Genomic DNA, 20,844 nt, shown 5'->3' on the forward strand with positions numbered 1-20,844 from the left:
CTTTTTTTGCTATACTCAAAGAAAAAGGAGCGATGAATATTGAATCCAGATATTTTGACACAAGCCGTTCAAGAAGCAATTGCCCAAGCCCAACAAGTTGCGGCAACAAGACGCCATACTGAAGTTGATTTAGCACACCTATTTAAAATATTAGTTCAACCCGGTGAATTATTAGTAGATTTATTGAAGCAAGTCGGGATTGATCCTGATGATTTTGAAAAAACAATTGATCAGCAGTTAGATCAAATTCCAGTCGTTGAGGGCCAAAGTAATTATGGTCAAAACTTAAGCCGCAATTTTTATCAATTGTTAACGGATGCAGATAAGATTCGGCAGACTTTCAAAGATGATTATATTGCGGTGGACATATTACCATTGGCATTAATGGCTCAGAAGTACCAGCCTTTAACAAAATATTTAACCGATCATGGTTTAACAAGCGATCAATTAAAAAAAGCCATTCAAAATTTACGAGGCAATGAACGGATTACTTCTAAAAACCAGGAAGATACGTATCAATCACTGGAGAAATATGGGACGGATCTTGTCAAAGTTGCCCGTTCTGGGAAACAAGATCCAATTATTGGCCGGGATGAAGAAATTCGCAATGTCATTCGAATTTTATCTCGGAAAACGAAAAATAATCCCGTCTTAATCGGGGAACCCGGTGTTGGTAAAACAGCCATTGTGGAAGGTTTAGCCCAACGTATTGTACGTGGTGATGTACCAGATAATTTAAAGGATAAGACAATCATCTCCTTAGATATGGGTGCTTTGATTGCGGGTGCAAAATATCGAGGTGAATTTGAAGAACGGCTTAAAACTGTTTTAAAAGAAGTCACTAAAAGTGAAGGTCGAATTATTTTATTTATTGATGAAATTCATACCATTGTTGGTGCTGGTAAAACGGAAGGCTCAATGGATGCTGGTAATATTTTAAAGCCGATGTTAGCTAGAGGTGAGCTGCATCTTATTGGGGCAACAACGTTAGATGAATATCGGGAGAATATTGAAAAGGATAAAGCTTTAGAGCGTCGTTTTCAGCGGGTGTTGGTTCAAGAACCAACTGTGGGAGATACTATTACCATTTTAAGAGGTTTAAAAGAAAGATTTGAGATTTTCCATGGTGTGCGGATTCATGATAATGCATTAGTGGCCGCAGCAACGTTATCTAACCGTTATATCACCGATCGCTTTTTACCGGATAAAGCCATTGATCTCGTAGATGAAGCTAGCGCCAACATCAATGTTGAGATGAATTCCATGCCCACTGAGTTGGATCAGCAAACGCGTAAGATGATGCAATTACAAATTGAAGAAGCTGCTTTAAATAAGGAAACAGATGCACCGTCATTAGCACGACTGAAAGACTTAAAAGCTAAAAAAGCGGTTTTACAAGAGCAGATCACAGCCTTAAATGCTAAATGGGATGCAGAAAAAAATGAAATTAATACGATCAATGACAAAAAGGCACAGATTGATAAGGTTAAGCATGAACTAGAGGATGCGGAAGCAACTTATGATTTAGAAACCGCTGCTAGATTGCAACATGGGACATTACCACAGTTAAAAGCTGAATTAAAAGCATTAGAGGATGCCGAAACAAGTGAAGGTAACTTAGTGCAGGAATCGGTGACATCCGATGAAATTGCAGAAGTTGTTAGTCGTCAGACGGGCATTCCAGTAAATAAGCTGTTGGCTAGTGACCGGCAAAAATTACTGCACTTGGCAGACACCTTGCATCAAAGAGTTATTGGTCAAGATGAAGCCGTACAATCTGTCTCAGATGCGGTTTTAAGAAGTCGCGCAGGTCTGCAAAATCCAGATAAACCATTGGGTTCCTTTTTATTCTTAGGGCCCACCGGTGTGGGTAAAACAGAGCTAGCCAAAGCTTTAGCAGCGAATTTGTTTGATTCAGAAAAGCATATGGTACGCATTGACATGAGTGAATATATGGAGAAATATGCGGTTTCCCGGTTAGTTGGGGCAGCGCCAGGGTATGTCGGTTACGAAGAAGGGGGCCAATTAACGGAAGCGGTCCGGCGAAATCCGTATACGATTGTCTTATTAGATGAAATCGAAAAAGCGCATCCAGATGTCTTTAATATTTTGTTGCAAGTCTTAGATGATGGCCGTTTAACGGATAGTCAAGGGCGAACCGTAGATTTCAAAAATACCATTATCATTATGACCTCGAATATTGGTTCAGAAATTTTGTTAGATGCACAACAGTCTCAGCAAGGTATTGATGATAATACGCGGCAAAGCGTACAACACGTATTGCAGCAACATTTTAAACCAGAATTCTTAAATCGAATTGATGATATTATTTTATTCCAACCGTTAACGATGACGGCCATTAAGGAAATTGTTGAAAAATTGACCGCAGAATTATCAGAGCGTCTAAAAGGTCAAGGCATTCAGTTGGAAATTTCAGAGGCAGCAGAAACGTGGTTAGCTGAAAAGGGCTACGAACCAGCTTTTGGGGCACGGCCGTTGCAACGATTTATCACAAATTATGTAGAAACGCCATTGGCTAAAGAAATTATTAGTGGTACAATTTTACCTAATTCGATCGTTACAATTGACTTAAAAGATGATAAACTGGTTTTTAGAAGTAAAAAAAGTGAAGATTCCCAAGATCTAGTGTAATTTTTTCTTGCTTCAAGGCTAAAGTCATAGTATGATACTAGTTGTGGGCTTTTAGAGTCTAACTGGAGCGATCTCACGAGATCCAAAGAATAACACAGTTTGAAAATTAAGATATAAAGGAGTTTGAATAAAATGGCTGTACCAGCAAGAAGAACATCTAAAACAAAAAAACGTATGCGTCGTGGACATATTAAATTGAGTGTGCCAAACGTACATTTTGATGCCACTAGTGGTGAATATCGCGTAAGTCATCATGTTTCACCAAAAGGCTATTATAAAGGTCAACAAGTTATTAAAAATGACTAATGTTTGACGATTAAAAGACCAGGGATGCTAGTTTTCCTTGGTCTTTTCTTGATTTTACTAAGTTTTTAAAAGTGGGTAGAAAAAATGAAGCAATTGAAATATGGACTTGTTAGTTTACTTGCCGTAATCCTGATTATGTTAACTGGCTGTTCTAAAGATACAATTAGTAATGTAAAGTCTAGTTACCAGCCAGAAGCTATGGCAACGATTATAAAGGGACGGACTAACGCTGATAAATTAAAGTATAAGCTTGCTGATGGCGACTGGCAAAAGGCGAAAGTGAATTCAGGTGCCTTTATTATTTCAGTATCACGAAATAATCAGACACAAACCGTTCAATTAAAAGCAGGGGCAGTTACGAAAAAGACAGTTGTTAAAAAGGCAACACCAATTATGGCATTGTCTAAGTTTGTGATGACTTATGAATTTGCAACTCAGCAAAACCCCACTGCTTTAAAGTTAAATGATACATTAACTACTACAAAAAATTTAAATGGTGTTATTGCCAAAAATGATAATGGTCAAATTCGGGCAATTATTACCAATCAACAGTTGATGGGCTTAACTTTAATCGCCAAGAATAGTAATCTAAAGACGACTAAGGGTTTAAATGAATTTGGTTCTACCCTAGGTACTTTAGCAGGGGTTACTGGTGCGGATGCAAAAAAGGTCTTAAAACAATTTGCGAAGAAAACAAAAGATGTTAAAAATGGTAAAACAACGATAGATACAATTGAATCTAAAGGGATCAAATTTGACGTGGCGTTCTCTAACAAGAATATTTATGTTTATGTCACGCATTAAGGGACTTATAAATAGATTAGTTGATTAATCAGTTAGTTTTTTAGCGCTTATGATGGGATTATTAACCATCGTGGCGCTTTTTTTGAAGGTTGTTAAAGATTGAAGTATTACTTTTAACAAGTAGTCTGTATCAATAGCATAAGTGGAGAAATTAAAAGTTTTTAGTAACGATTGCTGAGCGCTAGTCAAAGTAGTCGCTACTAGGTAAGTCGGAGGAGAAGGGACAACGGACTGTTGTAAGCGGTAAGTCAATAAAGTATAAAAATCTCTAAAAATTAAAACATTATTTAACTCAGAATTAAGCTCAAGGTCCGTCAGTGTATCCAGTAGATGTAATTTGAATTCAGGATGTTGTCGGGTTAGTTTTAAAAGGTCAATTTTAAGAGCTTGATCACTATAATTATTCTCAGAGGTTAACCCACAATAATAAAGTTGAGTGGCTGTTTGTGGTAGATTATCTAAGAGATCTTGAATGGCAGTGGTAGTCGACAATAAAAGCTGCGGTCGTTCTAATGGATCGGGGATGGTAGCAACTTGGAAAAAGAATATATTCAATTCGTATAATTGATATATCATATCATGATCAAAATGGTCCCCCAATAAAAGCACCGAAAGCGTATCTGTTTTTAGCTCGGTAATAGTGGCTAATAGTTTATCTGCAAGAACAAGTTTGCAGATCGTTGTGGATGCGGTTTGCTGTAACGCCAGATTTAAGGCGGTGGCTAAGGCATCGTGTTCAGAGACGTTGTTAGTGGGTATAACAATTAAGAGTATATCATTTTTGGCAGGACTAGCGGCAATAGCTGCGGATGACGCTGTTGTCGTAATTTGGTCTGGCTGGACAAAACTGCCAGAGCCTTGCTTACGATAAATTAAACCAGCAGTTTCTAAGTCATTTAGGGCGCGCTTAGAAGTAATCCGGCTAACTTGGTACTGTTTTGCCAACGCTTGTTCCGTCGGAATTTTTGTGTTAGGTAGTAGGGTACCATTATGAATATCTCGGGAAAGGTCATCTACAATGATTTGATAAAGATTTTTTTTCATTAAAATCAGCCTCATTTCAATTAACATAATGAATATATCATATATTATCTTGAAAAGATATACTGATTAACAGTGTCTGAATAGATCTCTAACTAAAAAAGAACCTGCTGTCAACGACAACAAGTTCCTTTTTTTACTAGACTTGGTTATTTAGAGCTGAGCTTTTTAGACCAACCGAGTAATGGTGGTACAAAACCAACAAGTAGGCCGAAAACGCCACCGACGATTAATGACTGTTGGAGAATAAAGGTTGTTTGTGTTAGTGCTGAACCAATAAAACCAATAATAAAGCCAAAAACCACGCCCCAAAATACCATCATAACGTAACGCATCAATAAGTACCTTCTTTCATCATGATGATGCTTATTAGTATAGCATAATTTCCTTTTTTTAGAGAACCTTGTTATCTTTATAGAGAGTAAAAAAATTTTGTGAGGTGTGCCATGGTATTTACACAATTACAAGTCAAAACGGCTTACAGTCTACTGCAAAGCCCAACGACAATTGCTAAGTTGGTTGATCAGGCACAACAATTAGGGTATCAATCACTGGCGATTACAGATAATAATGTCGTTTATGGCTTAGTAGATTTTTATAAACGCTGTCGAGCTGCGGATATCAAACCCATTTTAGGTTTAACAGCACATATTTATGGCGTGATGGGAGATTCCCAGCAAGCTTATCCTTATTTACTGTATGCTCAAAATGAACGCGGTTATCAAAATCTTTTAGAAATTTCAACAGCTATTATGTTGAGTGAAAAAGCATCAGCGGTAACTTTTGCTGAAATTCAAAAGTTTATGACAGACCTTTTTATTGTTTTACCGCCACGTGGCGAGTTGGAATATTTAGCTGGCCGGACAGATATGGATACAGCGGTCCAGTATATGAATCAACTAAAGACGCTTGTTAATCCTAGAGATTTAGCGATTGGTTTAACGTTGCAGGGCAATTACAGCCGCCAGCTCACGAAACTTCAAGAAATTGCTGACCAGACAGATACACCACTATGTGCATTGGGCAAGGTGGATTATTTACAGCCAGATCAGGCCTTTGATGCTGCAGTACTGCAACATATTGATGCGGGTACAAAGTTGGATTTAACAACGATGGGCCAGTCTCAGACCGGGGCATTTTATTTACCAGACCCTCAAAATGCCGCCCAAGCTTTTGAGGCCGCTCATCTGACGGCGGCGTTAGCAACCACAGAGATGATCGTTGAAAATTGTAATGTTACTTTAAATTTACATCATCGGACCCAACTGCCGCGCTTTAAAACGCCTGTAGGGCAAAACGCTGATGATTATTTGCATACTTTAGTGCATCAAGGCTTGCAGCGGCGGTTAGGGCAGACGATTCCCGAGGCTTATCAAAAACGGGTGACCTATGAATTAGCGACGATTAAAAAAATGGGTTTTTCAGATTACTTCTTAATTATTTGGGATGTGGTCAATTATGCCCATCAAACTCAAATTATGACGGGGGCTGGCCGAGGATCAGCAGCAGGCTCTTTAGTTGCCTACGCGTTGGAAATTACGGAAGTAGATCCATTAACCTACAATTTGCTATTTGAACGTTTCTTAAATCCAAATCGGGCAAATATGCCAGATATTGATTTGGATATTCCGGACAATCGACGGGATGATTTGCTGCAATATGTCTATCAAAAATATGGTGAGAACCATGCGGCGCAAATTATCACCTTTGGCACATTGGCCGCGAAGATGGCACTGCGGGATGTCGGTCGTGTTTTTGGGATCAGTCAAGTAGAAGCCAATACTTGGTCTAAAGCAGTACCTAATGTGTTAAAGATTACGCTAAAGCAGGCTTACCAAACGTCGCCTAGTTTACAACAGCTAGTGCAAGCTAATGAGATGAATCGTTTGATCTTTAAAACAGCTGCCGCTTTAGAAGGACTTCCAAGGCATTATTCGACCCATGCAGCAGGGATTGTGTTAAGTGACGCACCTTTGACTCAGAAAGTAGCATTGCAAAAAGGAGCAGAAACAATTCCTTTAACCCAGTATCCAATGGGTAACGTGGAAGAAGTGGGCCTTTTAAAGATGGATTTTTTAGGTTTAAAGAATCTAAATATTTTGGCGCAGACTGTTGCTGACGTTCAAAAGCACTATCAAGCTGATTTTGAGCCTAAAAAGATTCCTTTGGATGATCCCCAGACGTTAGCACTGTTTCAACAAGGGGATACTAACGGCGTTTTTCAGTTTGAATCGGATGGTATTAAGCGTGTTTTAAAACGATTACATCCGGACAGCTTTGAAGATATTGTGGCCACTAACGCTTTATATCGTCCGGGACCGATGGAAAATATTGATACATTTATTGCACGAAAAAACGGTCGCGAACCAGTGGTTTATCCGGATGAAGCTTTGAGTACAATTTTAAAGCCAACTTATGGCGTACTGGTTTATCAAGAACAAGTAATGCAAGTGGCCAGTACTATGGGGGGCTTTAGCTTAGGCGAAGCCGATTTATTGCGGCGGGCGATGAGCAAAAAGAAAAAAGCGGTAATTGATGATAATCGTCAGCGGTTTATTGATGGCGCCGTTGCTAAGGGCTTTGGTATTAATGGAGCTCGCTTAGTTTATGAGTATATTGAGCATTTTGCGAACTACGGGTTTAATCGTTCACATGCTGTAGCCTATAGTAAACTAGCTTTTTGGTTAGCTTATTTAAAACAAAATTTTCCGGCAAGCTTTTTTGTAGCCATTTTAAATTCGACGATTGGCAATAATGTAAAAACAAAAACTTATTTACAAGAAGCTAAAAATCGACAGATTAAGATTTTAGGACCGGATATTAATACGAGTGCTGAAAATTATACATTACATGATCAACAGATTCGCTTTGGTTTCGTGTCGATTAAAGGCATCCGTCGTGATTTAATTCAAAGTATTTTGACTGCTCGGCAAGCCGGTTTATTCAAAGATATGACTGACTTTTTAAAGCGGATACCCAGTCGATTCGTCAAAAAAGATTATTTGGAAACGCTGATTAAAGTAGGGGCGTTTGATACAATTGCCCCAAATCGACAACAGCTTTTAGTCAATATTGATAAGTTAATTGCCACTATAACTTTAGCCGGCAGTTCCATGTCTTTATTTGAAATGCTGACGCCGGAAATGGATTACGTAAATGATTTTCCTAAAGATCGAAAAATTGAATTAGAGGCTGAACTGCTAGGTACTTATATTTCGGGCCATCCCCTGGAAAAATTTAAATCAATTGTCCATCAAAATATACTAGCTTTACAGCCGGACAAATCAGGGACGGTTTTATATTATGTTCGCCGTGTTAAAGTCATCCGCACAAAAAAAGGCGATCAAATGGCTTTTTTAAGCGGAGAAGATCTGAGTCAAAGCTTTGATGTGACTATTTTTCCCGGTTTATTCAAGAGTGTTCAAAACCAATTGGATAAGGCTCAGAATTTGGTGATCACTGGTCGCTTCGAATGGGGGCAAGATCATAATCCCCAATTTGTAGCTCAAAGTATTCGTATCGCCGAAAACGTTTTAAAACAGGAAAAAACGATTCAGCGGCTTTATTTGCAAGTTGCTGAAGATGTAGATACCCCTAAATTTAGAACAGCGCTTTATGATCTATTGCTGCGTTATAGGGGGCACAGTCCGGTAGTACTCTTTTTTAAAAAAGACGATAAAAAAATTTTGTTAAAAGAAACACATTGGATTACATGGTCTGACAAGTTACAGCATGAACTAACACAATTTTTGGGTGCCAAAAACATTGTTTTCAAATGAGTTTACAAAAAAATATTTTACCTGAAACCCTTTACATTTCAAAAACCTAAAGACTTTTTTTACAATTGGTGGTATATTATGATTGTCTGTGAAAATGATTTGTGGTTTCTATTTTCATGAATTTCTAATTGAGGTGACAAAATGAAGCGCATTGGTATTTTAACTAGTGGCGGTGACGCCCCTGGCATGAACGCAGCTATTCGTGCGGTTGCACGTAAAGCGATGTACGAAGGTCTCGAAGTTTATGGCATCAATTATGGATTTGCGGGTCTTGTAGCAGGTGACATCTTTAAAATGGATGAAGCCTCTGTAGCCGACAAAATTCAACGTGGTGGGACATTCTTGTACTCTGCTCGGTATCCAGAATTTGCTCAAGAAGAAGGGCAATTAAAGGGTATTGAACAGCTAGAAAAATTTGGTATTGAAGCTTTAGTTGTTATCGGTGGTGACGGTTCTTATCATGGTGCCCTAAGATTGACAGAACATGGCTATAATGCCATTGGATTGCCAGGCACAATTGATAATGATGTACCTTACACTGATTTCACGATTGGTTTTGATACAGCAGTTAACACGGTTTTGGAAGCAATCGATAGAATTAGAGATACTGCGACCAGCCATGAAAGAACGTTCGTTATTGAAGTTATGGGCCGTGGTGCTGGAGATATTGCCTTATGGGCCGGCGTTGCTGGTGGTGCGGAAGAAATTATCATCCCAGAACACGAGTTTGACATGAAGCAAGTTGCAGAACACATCCAACAAGGTCGTGATCGCGGTAAGAAACATACGTTGATCATCTTGGCAGAAGGTGTAATGCATGCCCAAGAGTTTGAAAAAGAACTGGATAAGTACGGCGATTTCCATGCTAGAAGTACTGTCCTTGGCCACGTTCAACGTGGTGGTGCGCCAACTGCTCGAGATCGAGTAATGGCCAGCCAAATGGGTGCTTTTGCAGTCGAATTATTGTTAGAAGGTAAAGGCGGGTTAGCGGTTGGTGTTGAAAACAACCGGTTAACTTATCACAGAATGTCAGATTTATTTGACAGTAAACATCATGCAGAATTATCTTTATATAATTTGAATCATGATTTATCTAAGTAACAAACCGTGAAGTGCAAATAATTGTATTTTTACAGGTAATCAATTATAGTAAGCATTAGATTTTTATAAATTCAGTCAATTGAGGAGAGATCTTAATCTATGAAAAAGACCAAAATTGTCAGCACATTAGGCCCTGCAAGTAATAACGTTGAAACAGTTACAAAGTTAATTCAAGCGGGTGCTAACGTTTTCCGTTTCAACTTCTCTCATGGTGATCATGAAGAACATTTATCAAGAATGAAAATGGTTCGTGAAGCCGAAAAGAAAACTGGCAAAATTGTCGGTATCATGTTAGATACAAAGGGTGCTGAAATTCGGACAACTGTTCAAAAGGACAAGAAGTTTGAAGCACATACTGGGGATATTATTCGTATTTCTATGGATGAATCTTTAGAAGGCACACCTGAAAAAATCGCAGTTACTTATCCAGGTTTATACGATGACACACATGTTGGTGGTCACGTATTAATTGATGATGGTTTAGTTGATTTAAAGATCACTGAAAAAGATGACGCTAATAAAGAACTTGTTACTGTTGTAGAAAACGACGGGATGATTGGTTCTCGTAAAGGTGTGAATGCACCAGGCGTTGAAATCCGCTTACCAGGGATTACCGAAAAGGATACAGATGATATCCGTTTTGGTTTAGATAACAAGATTAACTATATTTCTGCAAGTTTTGTGCGTAAACCTCAAGACGTTTTAGATATTCGTGAATTACTTGAAGAAAAACATATGGAACATGTTCAAATCTTCCCTAAAATTGAATCACAAGAAGGTATCGACAACATTGATGACATCTTAAAAGTTGCTGATGGCTTAATGATTGCTCGTGGGGACATGGGTGTTGAAATTCCATTTGAAAATGTACCTTTTGTTCAAAAACGTTTGATCAAAAAGTGTAATGCATTAGGTAAACCAGTTATTACAGCAACACAAATGTTAGATTCTATGCAAGAAAATCCACGGCCAACACGTGCTGAAGTTACCGACGTTGCTAACTCTGTTTTAGACGGAACAGATGCAACAATGCTTTCAGGCGAAAGTGCAAATGGGGATTATCCTGTTGAAGCTGTTGCTGCAATGAGCAAAATTGACCAACACACTGAAGAAGAAGTCTTGAATAATGGGACATTAACTGCAGAACGTTTTAATGCTTTCCCAACAACAAATGCGACTGAATCTTTAGGTCGTTCTGTTGTACGTGCTGCTGAAGATTTAAACATCAAAACAATTGTTACAGCAACCGCTTCAGGCTATACTGCTCGGATGATTTCTAAATACCGTCCAAATGCGAACATTTTAGCAATGACTTTTGATGAAAATGTACAACGCGGTTTAACTGTTAACTGGGGTGTAGATCCTGTTTTAGCTGACAAACCTGAAACAACTGATGACATGTTCACAACAGCAACACAATTAGCACAAGAACATGGTTATGCCAAAGAAGGCGACTTGATTTTAATCGTTGCCGGTGTACCTGTTGGTGAAAGTGGTACAACGAACTTAATGAAGATCCAATTAATTGGTTCTAAATTAACACGTGGCCAAGGTGTCGGTGGCGAAACAGTTGTTGGTAAAGCAGTTCTTGCAAACAGTGCTAAAGAAGCTATTGATAACGCTGTTGATGGTGGTATCTTAGTTACTAAGACAACAGATAAAGACTACTTACCTGCTATTGAAAGATCCGCTGCTATCGTTGTTGAAGCTGGCGGTTTAACTTCTCATGCCGCTGTTGTCGGTATTGCAATGGGTATTCCAGTCGTTGTTGGTGCTGAAAATGCAACTTCATTAATCAAGAATGGCGAACTTATCACTGTAGATTCTCGTCGTGGTGTTGTTTACCGTGGCGCTTCTAAGTCACTATAATTTTATTAAAAAATTATCTAGAATAGTTTAAGTGTTAAAAAGCTAAGGCGAATTGATCACTCGTCTTAGCTTTTTATTGTAATTAGCTTCTTTTTCATGTTTTTTTTTGATAAGCTAGTAAGGATATTAACGAAAGCGGTGTTACTTTTGGAAAGTTGGATATTTTTAGGTGTTATCTTGTTAGTTGCTTTTTTTGGAAAAAACCAGTCCTTATTAATTGCAGCGGCAGTTGTGATTGTTTTGAAGCTCTTTCCATTTTCAGACAAACTCTTTAGTGTTATCAATGCTAAAGGGATTAATTGGGGTGTGACGGTGATCTCGGTAGCAATTTTGATTCCGATCGCCACGGGCAAAGTGGGCTTTAAAGATCTGATTAACGCATTTAAAAGTCCAGTCGGCTTTATCGCGGTAGCTTGCGGTATACTGGTGGCTGTTTGGTCATCAAAAGGCGTGGGCCTTTTAGCGCAAAGCCCAGAAATCACAGTGGCCTTGGTTTTTGGCACGATTATGGGTGTTGTCTTTTTAAAGGGAATTGCGGCAGGTCCGGTAATTGCTTCAGGGATCACCTATACGATTTTAACGATATTCAATTTACTACCTGGAAAATAATTTAATTTGAATTTATAAATAAAATGGAGGTTAAATGTTATGGCAGAATTAGTGGATAAAATGGGCACAATCCAAAAAGCAACTGTGTCAGATGTTAATGAAAAAGCGGTTTTTAGTCAGATTGACGGTCAAACATTAATGACAAAGAAAACAGAATTTGAAACAGCACCCCAGTTAGGTGCAGAAATTTCAGGTTTTATTTATGAAAATAAAAAACATCAATTATGTTTGGCACCTAAATTACCTAAAGTCCGGGTAGATCATTATGCTTATGGGACAGTAACTGATGTTCGCCGGGATTTAGGGGTATTTATTGATGGCGGTTTACCGGATAAAGATCTAGTAATTTCATTAGATGATCTACCTGAAAACAAACAAATTTGGCCTGAAAAAGGGGATCGTTTAATGATTACCCTAAAAGTGGACAAAAAAGGCCGGATGTGGGCAAAACTCGCAGATGAAACCATTTTTAAAGCAATTTCCAATCGTCCTTCTGGCCGAAATATGCGTAATGAAAATGTATCCGGGACAACTTATCGTTTACGGGCGGTGGGCAGTTTATTAATTACGGATGACTATTATTTAGGGTTCATTCATCATAGTGAACGGGATGTGGAGCCGAGATTAGGCGAACATGTGACAGGTCGAGTGATTGGCTTAACCGCAGATGGGATGTTAAATATCTCATTAAAACCGCGGGCTTTTGAAGAAATAGGTGACGATGCGGCGATGGTATTAGCTGTCTTAAAAAGAGACCCTAGTGGCAGTATTGCCTTTACCGATAAGAGCGATCCGGAAGAAATCAAAGCTTACTTTGGTATTTCTAAAGGGGCTTTTAAACGGGCATTAGGCCATTTATTAAAAGCAAGATTAATTGAACAAAGAGATGGCCGGACTTATTTAAAATAGCTGCTTAACAAATGATTAGTAATTGCCCCGAACCGCCGTTTGCGCTAAACTAGTAGTAACGAGTGAACTGATTAATAATTGGTTGGGAATAAATATGAAAAAAGAACAGCAATTAAAAAATTTAATAAAGAAGCAATTAAAAGTTGCCGGTTATAAAATGACACCTCAACGAGAAGCAACCGTGACGGTATTAGTTCAAAATCGGGATCACCATTTGACTGCCGAAAAAATATTTATGCTGACGAAACAATTGTCGAATGATATTGGGTTAGCTACGGTATATCGGACGATTGAATTGTTGACAAATATTAAAGTTTTGAAGAAAAGTTCGTTTGATCAAGATGGCATTGTTCGTTATGAATTAATCCAAAATCAAGGTATTCAATTGATTTGTAAAAACTGCGGTCGCGTTATTGAAGTGGATCAGGATTTCATGACTTATTTCTCTAAGGTAATCGCAAAAGATTATAATTTTATGGTGAATGACGATTTTAATAATGTGCATATTGAAGGCCTTTGCTCAGAATGTGTGACCCAAGTGGCGGTACAAAATAATGCCTGATACACTACAGGAGTCTGTACAGGATTATATTCGTTATTTAGCGGTTGAACGGGGACTATCAAAGCAAACACAAACGAGTTATTATGAGGATTTAAAGCAGTTTGTGGCCTTTGTTACGGCTCAAAAACAAGTTAAATTCCCAGAAGACAGCAGTGAAATTGCGATCTTCCTAAAACAACAGGGGCAATTAGGTAAAGCAACAAGTTCCATGGCGCGGATGGTTTCAACGTTACGGAAGTTCTATCAATATTTGATCAACGAACATGTTGTTAAAGTTGATCCAATGACGCAAATTACATTACCTAAAAAACAACAGGCTTTACCGGTAACTTTAACAATGGCCGAAGTTGAACAGCTGTTAAAAGCGCCGGATACGCAAAAACCCTTGGGTATTCGAGATCGGGCAATTTTAGAAATTTTATATGCGACGGGATTACGGGTGAGCGAACTGACCCATATTACGCTGGAACAATTACATTTGGCGATAGGTTTAATCCAAGCCATTGGTAAAGGCAATAAAGAACGAATGCTGCCGGTAGGTGATGTGGCGAGTCGCTGGGTGCAGCAATACTTACAAGAGGTACGTCCGAATTTAGCAGCAAAGCACGCCCCACAAAGTGCGATTGTGTTTTTAAACTTTCGTGGGCAAGGGATGACCCGGCAGGCAATTTGGAAAATTATTAAGAAATATGTCATTCAATGCGGTATTACAAAAGATGTCACACCCCACACATTGCGTCATTCTTTTGCGACTCATTTGTTAGAAAATGGCGCAGACTTACGTGTGGTACAAACTTTATTGGGACACACTGATATTTCAACAACGCAGATATATACTCATTTATCAACCCAAAGAATTCGAGAGGTTTATAATCATACGCACCCCCGGGCATAACGCTGAGTTGAGTAAATTAAGGTTATGTGCTAAAGTGTTAGGGTATATTGGGCGTCTGAAAATGGAGGTCATCATGTTAGTTAAGTATAGGGGCAGTTATGAAAAAGTAGCCATGGGGTTGCTTTCTTTTATACCAGATTTAAAGGATCTCAATAATCTAACAAATGAGATGACGCTGTATCAAAAAGATGAGAGTCATGTTTTGTATCTCTGGAAAAATAAAGATAATGATTTTTCAGGGGTTGTTGGGGTAGAAGTTGCGGATAAATATATTGTTGTTCGTCAAATTTCTTTGATCCCTTCAGAAAGAGGTACGGGTAATTCTTTAGAGATTTTAGATGAATTGCATCAATTGTATCCAGATCAAAATATGATGGGCTCGTTTGATACAACGAAATTGGTCGCAAAGTGGACCGAACATAATCGACATCTTAACACTGAGGTATAATTGTGACTGGATTAAAATTAGTTTTACCTGAATTTGAAGGTCCGTTAGATTTATTACTTTATTTAATTAAAGCTTCAAAGATAGATATCTATGATATTCCCATTGCTGAGATCACCAATCAGTATCTAGCCTATTTGCATCAGATGAATGTTATGAAGCTAGAGACGGTTGGTGACTATTTAGTTATGGCTTCAAATTTAATGGAAATCAAAAGTAAATTATTATTACCAAAACCAGAAATTTTGACAGAAGACGACCAAGTAATTGCAATGGATCCACGGGATGAATTGGTCAGTCAATTATTAAGTTATCAAGCTTATAAAACGGCTGCTGCGGATTTAAAGGCTAAAGAAGCTGCTCGGGCACAGTACCATGTAAAGTCAGCAACAACAGCGACAAATCGGTTAGACATTCCGTTACAAACCGGGGTTGTTTCCTTAAATCAGCTCCAGCAGACAATGAATCTAATTTTACAGCGGAAATTAGCTAAAGCACCGGTGAAACGGGCCATTAAGCGAGAGAATGTCTCGATTCGGGCACAGATCACTAAAATTTTAGATTATTTAAAAATGAATCAAGGTTTAGTTCAATTTTCCGCTTTATTAATCCCAGAGCCAGCAGATGCAACACAGGCTTTGGATGATACTGTAACAACTTTTTTAGCTGTACTAGAATTGGCTAAAAACGGGCAAGTAGATTGCCAGCAAAATGATTACCAAGATGATTTATGGATTCAAAAGCTAAAGGAGGCTTGATTTTTGGACTATACCGCAGCGATACAAGCTTTATTATATGTTGCTGGTGATGACGGTACGACAGTGGATGTGTTGGCCCAAGCACTGGAGATGGATATTGCCCCAGTGCGTCAAACCATTGCAAAATTAAAGGCTAATTTAGCCGCTGATACAACCCAAGGGTTAGTCATTTTAGAACATGGCAAAATTATTAAACTTGCGACTAAACCGGAATTTTCAGCGGCTATTCAAAGTTTCTTATCCGGCAATGTGGGCCAGCATCTGAGTCAAGCCGCCCTAGAAGTTTTAGCAATCATTGCTTACCAACAGCCCATCACCCGTTTAGAAATTGATGATGTGCGTGGCGTTAATAGTTCAGGCGCTTTACAAACGCTGATAGCCCGTCAGATGATTCAAGAAACTGGCCGTAAAGAAGTTCCTGGGAGACCAATTCTTTATGCTACCAGCGATTATTTCTTAGATTATTTTGGCTTAACCGATTTAAAACAACTGCCACCATTAACGGAAGTTGAAGGGACTGACGATACGGATGGTGCTGATGTGAATTTATTTTTTGATAAATTTCAAAATATTTTAAACGACGACAATAATGATCAAGGAGTATAGAAGATGAGTGAAGAACGGTTACAAAAAGTGATTGCCAACGCGGGTGTTGCTTCTAGACGTAAAGCGGAAGTTTTAATTACTGAAGGCCACGTTAAAGTTAACGGCCAAGTCGTTACCAAATTAGGGACTAAAGTAGACAGTGGGGATGAAGTTAGTGTAGATGGCTTACCCATTGAAAAAGAACGGCTGGCTTATTATTTATTTTATAAACCACGGGGCGTTATTAGCGCAGCGGCTGATGACAAGGGCCGTAAAATTGTAACAGATTATTTTAAAGATATACCACAGCGTCTCTATCCGGTAGGCCGCTTAGATTACGATACATCAGGTTTATTAATTATGACCAATGATGGTGATTTTGCGAACTTGCTCATGCATCCCCGTTATGAAATTGAAAAAAGCTATGTGGCTAAGGTAGAAAATATTCCTACTGTGCAGGCTCAGATGCAGTTACGTAAAGGGGTTTATTTAGGCAAACGAAAAACTGCCCGGGCTCGAGTTAATATCATTTCAACGGATAAACGTAAAAGAACAGCGATTGTTCGATTAACGATTCATGAAGGTATGAATCATCAGGTCAAAAATATGTTTAAAGCGGTGGGCAGTAATGTGGTTAAACTGTCTCGAGAATCGTTAGGCTTTTTAAATTTAGAGGGCTTAATTTCTGGTCAATATAGACCATTGACACACCAAGAAGTTGATTTGTTAAAACAACAGGCACAAGGTAAGCAAATACGCTAAATAAAGCGCTTGCTTTTTTTGAAGACCTTTGCTAGACTAAAACTGTAATTGAATAACTGATTGTCTTCAGGGCAGGGTGCAATTCCCGACCGGCGGTATAGTCCGCTACCCACATTGTGGCTGATTTGGTGTAATTCCAAAACCGATAGTATAGTCTAGCTGGAAGAAGATAGAGTTTATTTTGTATGTATATACGTGATAGCTCATCCCCTGATTATTTGGCGGATGAGCTATTTTAATGAACTGAAGACTTAACCACCCATTCATTTACCAAACTAGATTTAATTGATGGAGGTCTTGATGGTGCAAAGTACAAAGATCAAGAGATTAGTTGGTATCGCGATGATGGCCGCAATTGCTTACGTGGTAATGTTTTTTGAATTTCCACTGATTCCGGCTTTTGGGTATTTAAAAACAGATTTAAGCGATCTAATCGTTTTAATTGGGACATTTATTTACGGCCCAGTTGGTGGAATTGCGATCGCAACATTACGGTCAACCCTGCACTTTATTACAACCGGTGCTAATGTTGCCAGTTTGATCGGGGATGTGGCCAGCGTTTTAGCTTCAATCACATTCTTATTACCGATGTATTTCATGCTTCGCAAGGGCAGCAATCCAAGACGACAAATTTTTGCATCTGGGACAGCAACCATTCTTTTAGCAGCCGTAATGGGCTTTTTGAACTTAATTATCATTACCCCGTTATATATGAGCGTTTTGGGGATGAGCTTAGGAATGGCCATTGGTAAATACGTATTATTTGTTGTAGTACCATTTAACTTAATTAAAGGGGTCATTTTAAGCGCCGTCTTCAGTGTCGTTTATGTGAAGATGATGCCTTGGGTTAAAAACCAGGCTGCCGCTTTTAGACACTAAACCAAAAAAGCTCAAGTGCACTGAAAAAATAGTGTACTTGAGCTTTTTTTTTGCGGTTAAAAGGGCAGCGATAGCTATAGATACAACTTCAATTACTAGTGCTTGCCTGTTATACTTATTGGAGTTAAACAGGCAATTATTTGACTACTCGGTAAAAGGGGTATTTTGGCGTTTAATGGCACCGGTGGGACACTTTTGATAGGCGGCTTTAAAATTAGTGTACTGTGCCGTTGGTATTTCAACAGTGCCTTGATTATGATCCAGTTTACAAAAGGCAATACCTTGCGGATCATAGTCAAATAATTCAGGGGCCTTTAATTGACAAAGGCCACAAGCAATACAATCAATTTGACACACTTTAGTATACAAATTTACAGCTCCTTTATATTTAGAAAGTGAGATTAATATGATCACAACCGATTTATTAAGATTTTTTAGTACCGATCCTCAGCGGGTAAAACCGATTTATTATACTTTACGAGGCAAAAAGACATTTTCTAATTTATTGGCCGCTAAGAAACATGGTTATTTAATATATTTTCACAGTGCCGCTGATTTAACTTGGGGACAGTTTGAGCATCACATAGGTCAACTGCAGCGAGAACAGCTGATTCAACCAGTTTCAAAAAATGAATGGTGTTTAACAGCAAAAGGCCAGGCGTGGTGCGTACAGCAACCACCGTTTTTAACGAAATACTATAACGGGTTGACAATGCCTAAGCTAAATGTTGCGTTAGCCCAGTTACACTTAGCGATTCAAGTCCTTTCCCAATTTCAACATAAAAACAAACAGTATTTCCCAGTCGTTACTGATTTTAGTATTCAATGGCAAGTCCGTCAATGGTTTCAAAGGGTCAAGCGTACAGAAAATTTAAGTCAACGTTTTGAACAAGAGCTGACGCATTGGTTCACATTACTGCCATCAGCCCAAAGTAATTTTGTGGCGGCTAATTTTTCCGGCTATCAGTTTGGTTTCAGTCAAGCGCAATTGGCAACACGATTTAAGTATAGTGCTTATGATGGGACTTTAGTACAGTTAGATGCCATAGCCTGTTTATTACTGCAATTGCAGCAGGTCCCCAAAAATTGGCCTTTGTGCCAGCAGTTACTGCCATCAGAAGCTTTTTTGCAGTTACCATTAAGTCGAAGTACCAAGGCCACTTATGCTTTATTTCAACAAGGGCTGACACTTAGTCAAATCTGCCAAAGCCGTCGGTTGAAGGCCGGAACTGTCCGGGAACATTTATTAGAAGCGGCGTTATTAATACCGGATTTTGACGTCACAACACTGCTTAAGAGAAATGATTTAGCCGCAGATATCTACTTTACAGATCGATTAAATGAAATTTTGGAGTTGAATAAACATGAGTGTTGATTTACTGGCGGCATTGGAGCAGAAATTTGGCTATTATGAGTTTCGGCCAGGACAACAGGCGATTATTGAAAATATATTGCAGGGTCAGGATACATTGGGAATTTTGCCCACCGGCTCAGGTAAGTCATTGTGTTATCAATTACCGGCCTATATTCAGCAGGGGCTGACGATTATTGTGTCACCGTTAATTTCGTTAATGCAAGATCAAGTGGCTCAGTTGCAATTGCAAGGAGAAAAACAAAGTATTGCGTTAAATTCAACATTAAATTGGTCGGCACAAAAATTCGTTTTAACGCATTTGAAAAATTATCGTTTCCTCTTCAGTGCCCCAGAAACATTGAATCGGCCAGATGTATTGGCAGCTTTGTGCCAAGTAAACATTCAGACTTTAGTCATTGATGAAGCCCATTGTATTTCTCAATGGGGCGTAGATTTTAGACCCAGCTATTTAAAATTAGGCGCCATTCGCCAGCAGCTGCAGCCTAAAGCAACATTGATGCTGACGGCTACAGCCACGCCAAAAGTGCAGCAGGATATTTTAGAAAAATTAGCGTTGCCAAAAGCCCAAAAGGTTATTTATAGTGTGGATCGGCCAAATATCTTTTTTGATGTGATTCAATGTGCAGATCGACAAGCCAAGCAGGCGCAACTCTTAACCTTGATCCATCAACTCCAGCTGCCAGGTATTATTTATTTTTCCAGCCGTCAAAGTGCAGAAACAATGGCACAGTTAATTCAGCAGCAATGTCATATTCCAACCGCCTTTTACCATGGGGCTTTAAGTACAAAGGATCGTTATTTAATTCAACAGCGATTTATGACGGGTGAATTAAAAGTAATTTGTGCTACCAATGCATTTGGGATGGGGATTAATAAAGCTGATATTCGCTTTGTAATCCATTATCATGCGCCAGTGAGTTTTGAAAGTTATCTTCAAGAAGTGGGGCGAGCGGGGCGAGATGGGCATCAAAGTATTGCGATCTTATTAACGCTACCGGATGAATCTGGTCGCCAAGCCCGCTTATTGGAAATGGGGTTACCAACGCCAGTGATGGTAAAAGCCTTTTTTAAACGGCCAGACAGGTTTAAGAACAGTCCAGAACCGGCGTTTGAATTGTTAAATCAGCTTTATAGAAATCGATTCACGGAATCAGAAGTGACACAAATGCTAGAAAATAAACGTCGTGAAAAAAATGAAAGTTTGTGGGCTTTTAATCGGTTTGTTAATTTAACAACTTGTCGGCGACAGCATTTAGTGCATTATTTTGGTGAACAGCAGCGTATTGTTCATGATGATCAGTGCTGTGCGCTAGGGTTTGATACAGCGATTACGGCAACTTTAGAAAAATTAAAGCTTTATCATCTCAATGTAGAAGAAGTCCCGTCAGACGCCGATTTAAACTTAGATACTTTGGAATGGCCGCAAGTCTTAAAGCATATTTTTGAATAACTTTAAAATTATTTAAAAATTGATATGATACAATTAAATGAGACGAATTTAGGAGGACCATCA

The 20,844-nt window shown here is 38.8% G+C and carries 20 protein-coding genes and 1 riboswitch; of the genes, 17 read left to right on the plus strand and 3 right to left on the minus strand.

All coding sequences use genetic code 11. The annotated features are described in order from the left end of the window. The first annotated feature begins 39 nt into the window (after positions 1-39). The 3 genes from clpB to EKM93_RS10995 all read left to right on the plus strand — a co-directional run bounded on the left by clpB (position 40) and on the right by EKM93_RS10995 (position 3,762). Positions 40-2,652 (plus strand): ATP-dependent chaperone ClpB, encoded by a 2,613-nt coding sequence (gene clpB / locus EKM93_RS10985; RefSeq protein ID WP_125715634.1) that lies wholly within the window; start codon positions 40-42, stop codon positions 2,650-2,652. A 132-nt stretch (positions 2,653-2,784) separates the two neighbouring features. Further along, positions 2,785-2,958, plus strand: a complete 174-nt coding sequence (rpmF, locus tag EKM93_RS10990) for a 50S ribosomal protein L32 (RefSeq protein WP_125715635.1) — start codon at positions 2,785-2,787, stop codon at positions 2,956-2,958. An 84-nt stretch (positions 2,959-3,042) separates the two neighbouring features. Further along, positions 3,043-3,762, plus strand: a complete 720-nt coding sequence (locus tag EKM93_RS10995) for a hypothetical protein (RefSeq protein ID WP_125715636.1) — start codon at positions 3,043-3,045, stop codon at positions 3,760-3,762. A gap of 24 nt (positions 3,763-3,786) precedes the next feature. Here EKM93_RS10995 and EKM93_RS11000 read toward each other — a convergent pair whose 3' ends face one another. Both EKM93_RS11000 and EKM93_RS11005 read right to left on the minus strand, forming a co-directional pair. Then, entirely contained in the window at positions 3,787-4,806 is a 1,020-nt protein-coding gene (locus EKM93_RS11000; protein WP_125715637.1) for a GntR family transcriptional regulator, read from the minus strand. A 146-nt stretch (positions 4,807-4,952) separates the two neighbouring features. Beyond that, the gene (locus EKM93_RS11005) at positions 4,953-5,138 is read right to left on the minus strand and encodes a YjzD family protein (protein WP_125715638.1); all 186 of its coding nucleotides are present in this window, start codon (positions 5,136-5,138) and stop codon (positions 4,953-4,955) included. 111 nt (positions 5,139-5,249) lie between these two features. On the opposite strand from EKM93_RS11005, the gene dnaE reads away from it, so the two are divergent. From dnaE to EKM93_RS11065, 12 genes are all read left to right on the plus strand, one after another. Beyond that, entirely contained in the window at positions 5,250-8,582 is a 3,333-nt protein-coding gene (gene dnaE, locus EKM93_RS11010) for a DNA polymerase III subunit alpha (RefSeq protein ID WP_125715639.1), read from the plus strand. A gap of 141 nt (positions 8,583-8,723) precedes the next feature. Continuing rightward, entirely contained in the window at positions 8,724-9,683 is a 960-nt protein-coding gene (gene pfkA, locus EKM93_RS11015; protein ID WP_125715640.1) for a 6-phosphofructokinase, read from the plus strand. A gap of 99 nt (positions 9,684-9,782) precedes the next feature. Further along, positions 9,783-11,552, plus strand: coding sequence for a pyruvate kinase (gene pyk, locus EKM93_RS11020; protein WP_125715641.1), 1,770 nt, complete (start codon positions 9,783-9,785; stop codon positions 11,550-11,552). Between the two features lie 147 nt (positions 11,553-11,699). Beyond that, on the plus strand, positions 11,700-12,161 hold the full coding sequence (locus EKM93_RS11025; RefSeq protein ID WP_125715642.1) for a DUF441 domain-containing protein: 462 nt from the start codon (positions 11,700-11,702) through the stop codon (positions 12,159-12,161). Positions 12,162-12,212: 51 nt separating this feature from the next. Beyond that, a complete protein-coding gene (locus EKM93_RS11030) occupies positions 12,213-13,070 on the plus strand; it encodes a CvfB family protein (RefSeq protein ID WP_191988497.1) in 858 nt (285 codons plus the stop codon). A gap of 94 nt (positions 13,071-13,164) precedes the next feature. Then, positions 13,165-13,632 (plus strand): Fur family transcriptional regulator, encoded by a 468-nt coding sequence (locus tag EKM93_RS11035; protein ID WP_125715644.1) that lies wholly within the window; start codon positions 13,165-13,167, stop codon positions 13,630-13,632. Continuing rightward, the gene (gene xerD / locus EKM93_RS11040; RefSeq protein WP_125715645.1) at positions 13,625-14,527 is read left to right on the plus strand and encodes a site-specific tyrosine recombinase XerD; all 903 of its coding nucleotides are present in this window, start codon (positions 13,625-13,627) and stop codon (positions 14,525-14,527) included. Before EKM93_RS11035 ends, xerD begins: the two co-directional genes overlap by 8 nt. Before the next feature lie 73 nt (positions 14,528-14,600). Continuing rightward, the gene (locus tag EKM93_RS11045) at positions 14,601-14,975 is read left to right on the plus strand and encodes an N-acetyltransferase (RefSeq protein ID WP_125715646.1); all 375 of its coding nucleotides are present in this window, start codon (positions 14,601-14,603) and stop codon (positions 14,973-14,975) included. Positions 14,976-14,977: 2 nt separating this feature from the next. After that, a complete protein-coding gene (locus EKM93_RS11050) occupies positions 14,978-15,730 on the plus strand; it encodes a segregation and condensation protein A (protein ID WP_125715647.1) in 753 nt (250 codons plus the stop codon). A gap of 3 nt (positions 15,731-15,733) precedes the next feature. Beyond that, the gene (gene scpB / locus EKM93_RS11055) at positions 15,734-16,336 is read left to right on the plus strand and encodes an SMC-Scp complex subunit ScpB (RefSeq protein ID WP_125715648.1); all 603 of its coding nucleotides are present in this window, start codon (positions 15,734-15,736) and stop codon (positions 16,334-16,336) included. A gap of 3 nt (positions 16,337-16,339) precedes the next feature. Continuing rightward, positions 16,340-17,077, plus strand: coding sequence for a pseudouridine synthase (locus tag EKM93_RS11060; RefSeq protein WP_125715649.1), 738 nt, complete (start codon positions 16,340-16,342; stop codon positions 17,075-17,077). Between the two features lie 58 nt (positions 17,078-17,135). Beyond that, positions 17,136-17,252, plus strand: a riboswitch (FMN riboswitch). A 125-nt stretch (positions 17,253-17,377) separates the two neighbouring features. After that, a complete protein-coding gene (locus tag EKM93_RS11065; protein ID WP_225423706.1) occupies positions 17,378-17,956 on the plus strand; it encodes an ECF transporter S component in 579 nt (192 codons plus the stop codon). 144 nt (positions 17,957-18,100) lie between these two features. Here the strand turns inward: EKM93_RS11065 and EKM93_RS11070 are convergent, their stop codons facing one another. After that, the gene (locus tag EKM93_RS11070) at positions 18,101-18,325 is read right to left on the minus strand and encodes a ferredoxin (protein WP_125715650.1); all 225 of its coding nucleotides are present in this window, start codon (positions 18,323-18,325) and stop codon (positions 18,101-18,103) included. Between the two features lie 37 nt (positions 18,326-18,362). On the opposite strand from EKM93_RS11070, the gene EKM93_RS11075 reads away from it, so the two are divergent. Next, a complete protein-coding gene (locus EKM93_RS11075) occupies positions 18,363-19,331 on the plus strand; it encodes a helix-turn-helix domain-containing protein (protein ID WP_125715651.1) in 969 nt (322 codons plus the stop codon). After that, the gene (locus EKM93_RS11080) at positions 19,321-20,781 is read left to right on the plus strand and encodes a RecQ family ATP-dependent DNA helicase (protein ID WP_125715652.1); all 1,461 of its coding nucleotides are present in this window, start codon (positions 19,321-19,323) and stop codon (positions 20,779-20,781) included. The genes EKM93_RS11075 and EKM93_RS11080 overlap by 11 nt, the downstream gene beginning before the upstream one ends. The last annotated feature ends 63 nt before the right edge of the window (positions 20,782-20,844 follow it).

It is taken from the genome of Agrilactobacillus yilanensis (assembly GCF_003946725.1).
Classification (GTDB): Bacteria; Bacillota; Bacilli; order Lactobacillales; family Lactobacillaceae; genus Agrilactobacillus; species Agrilactobacillus yilanensis.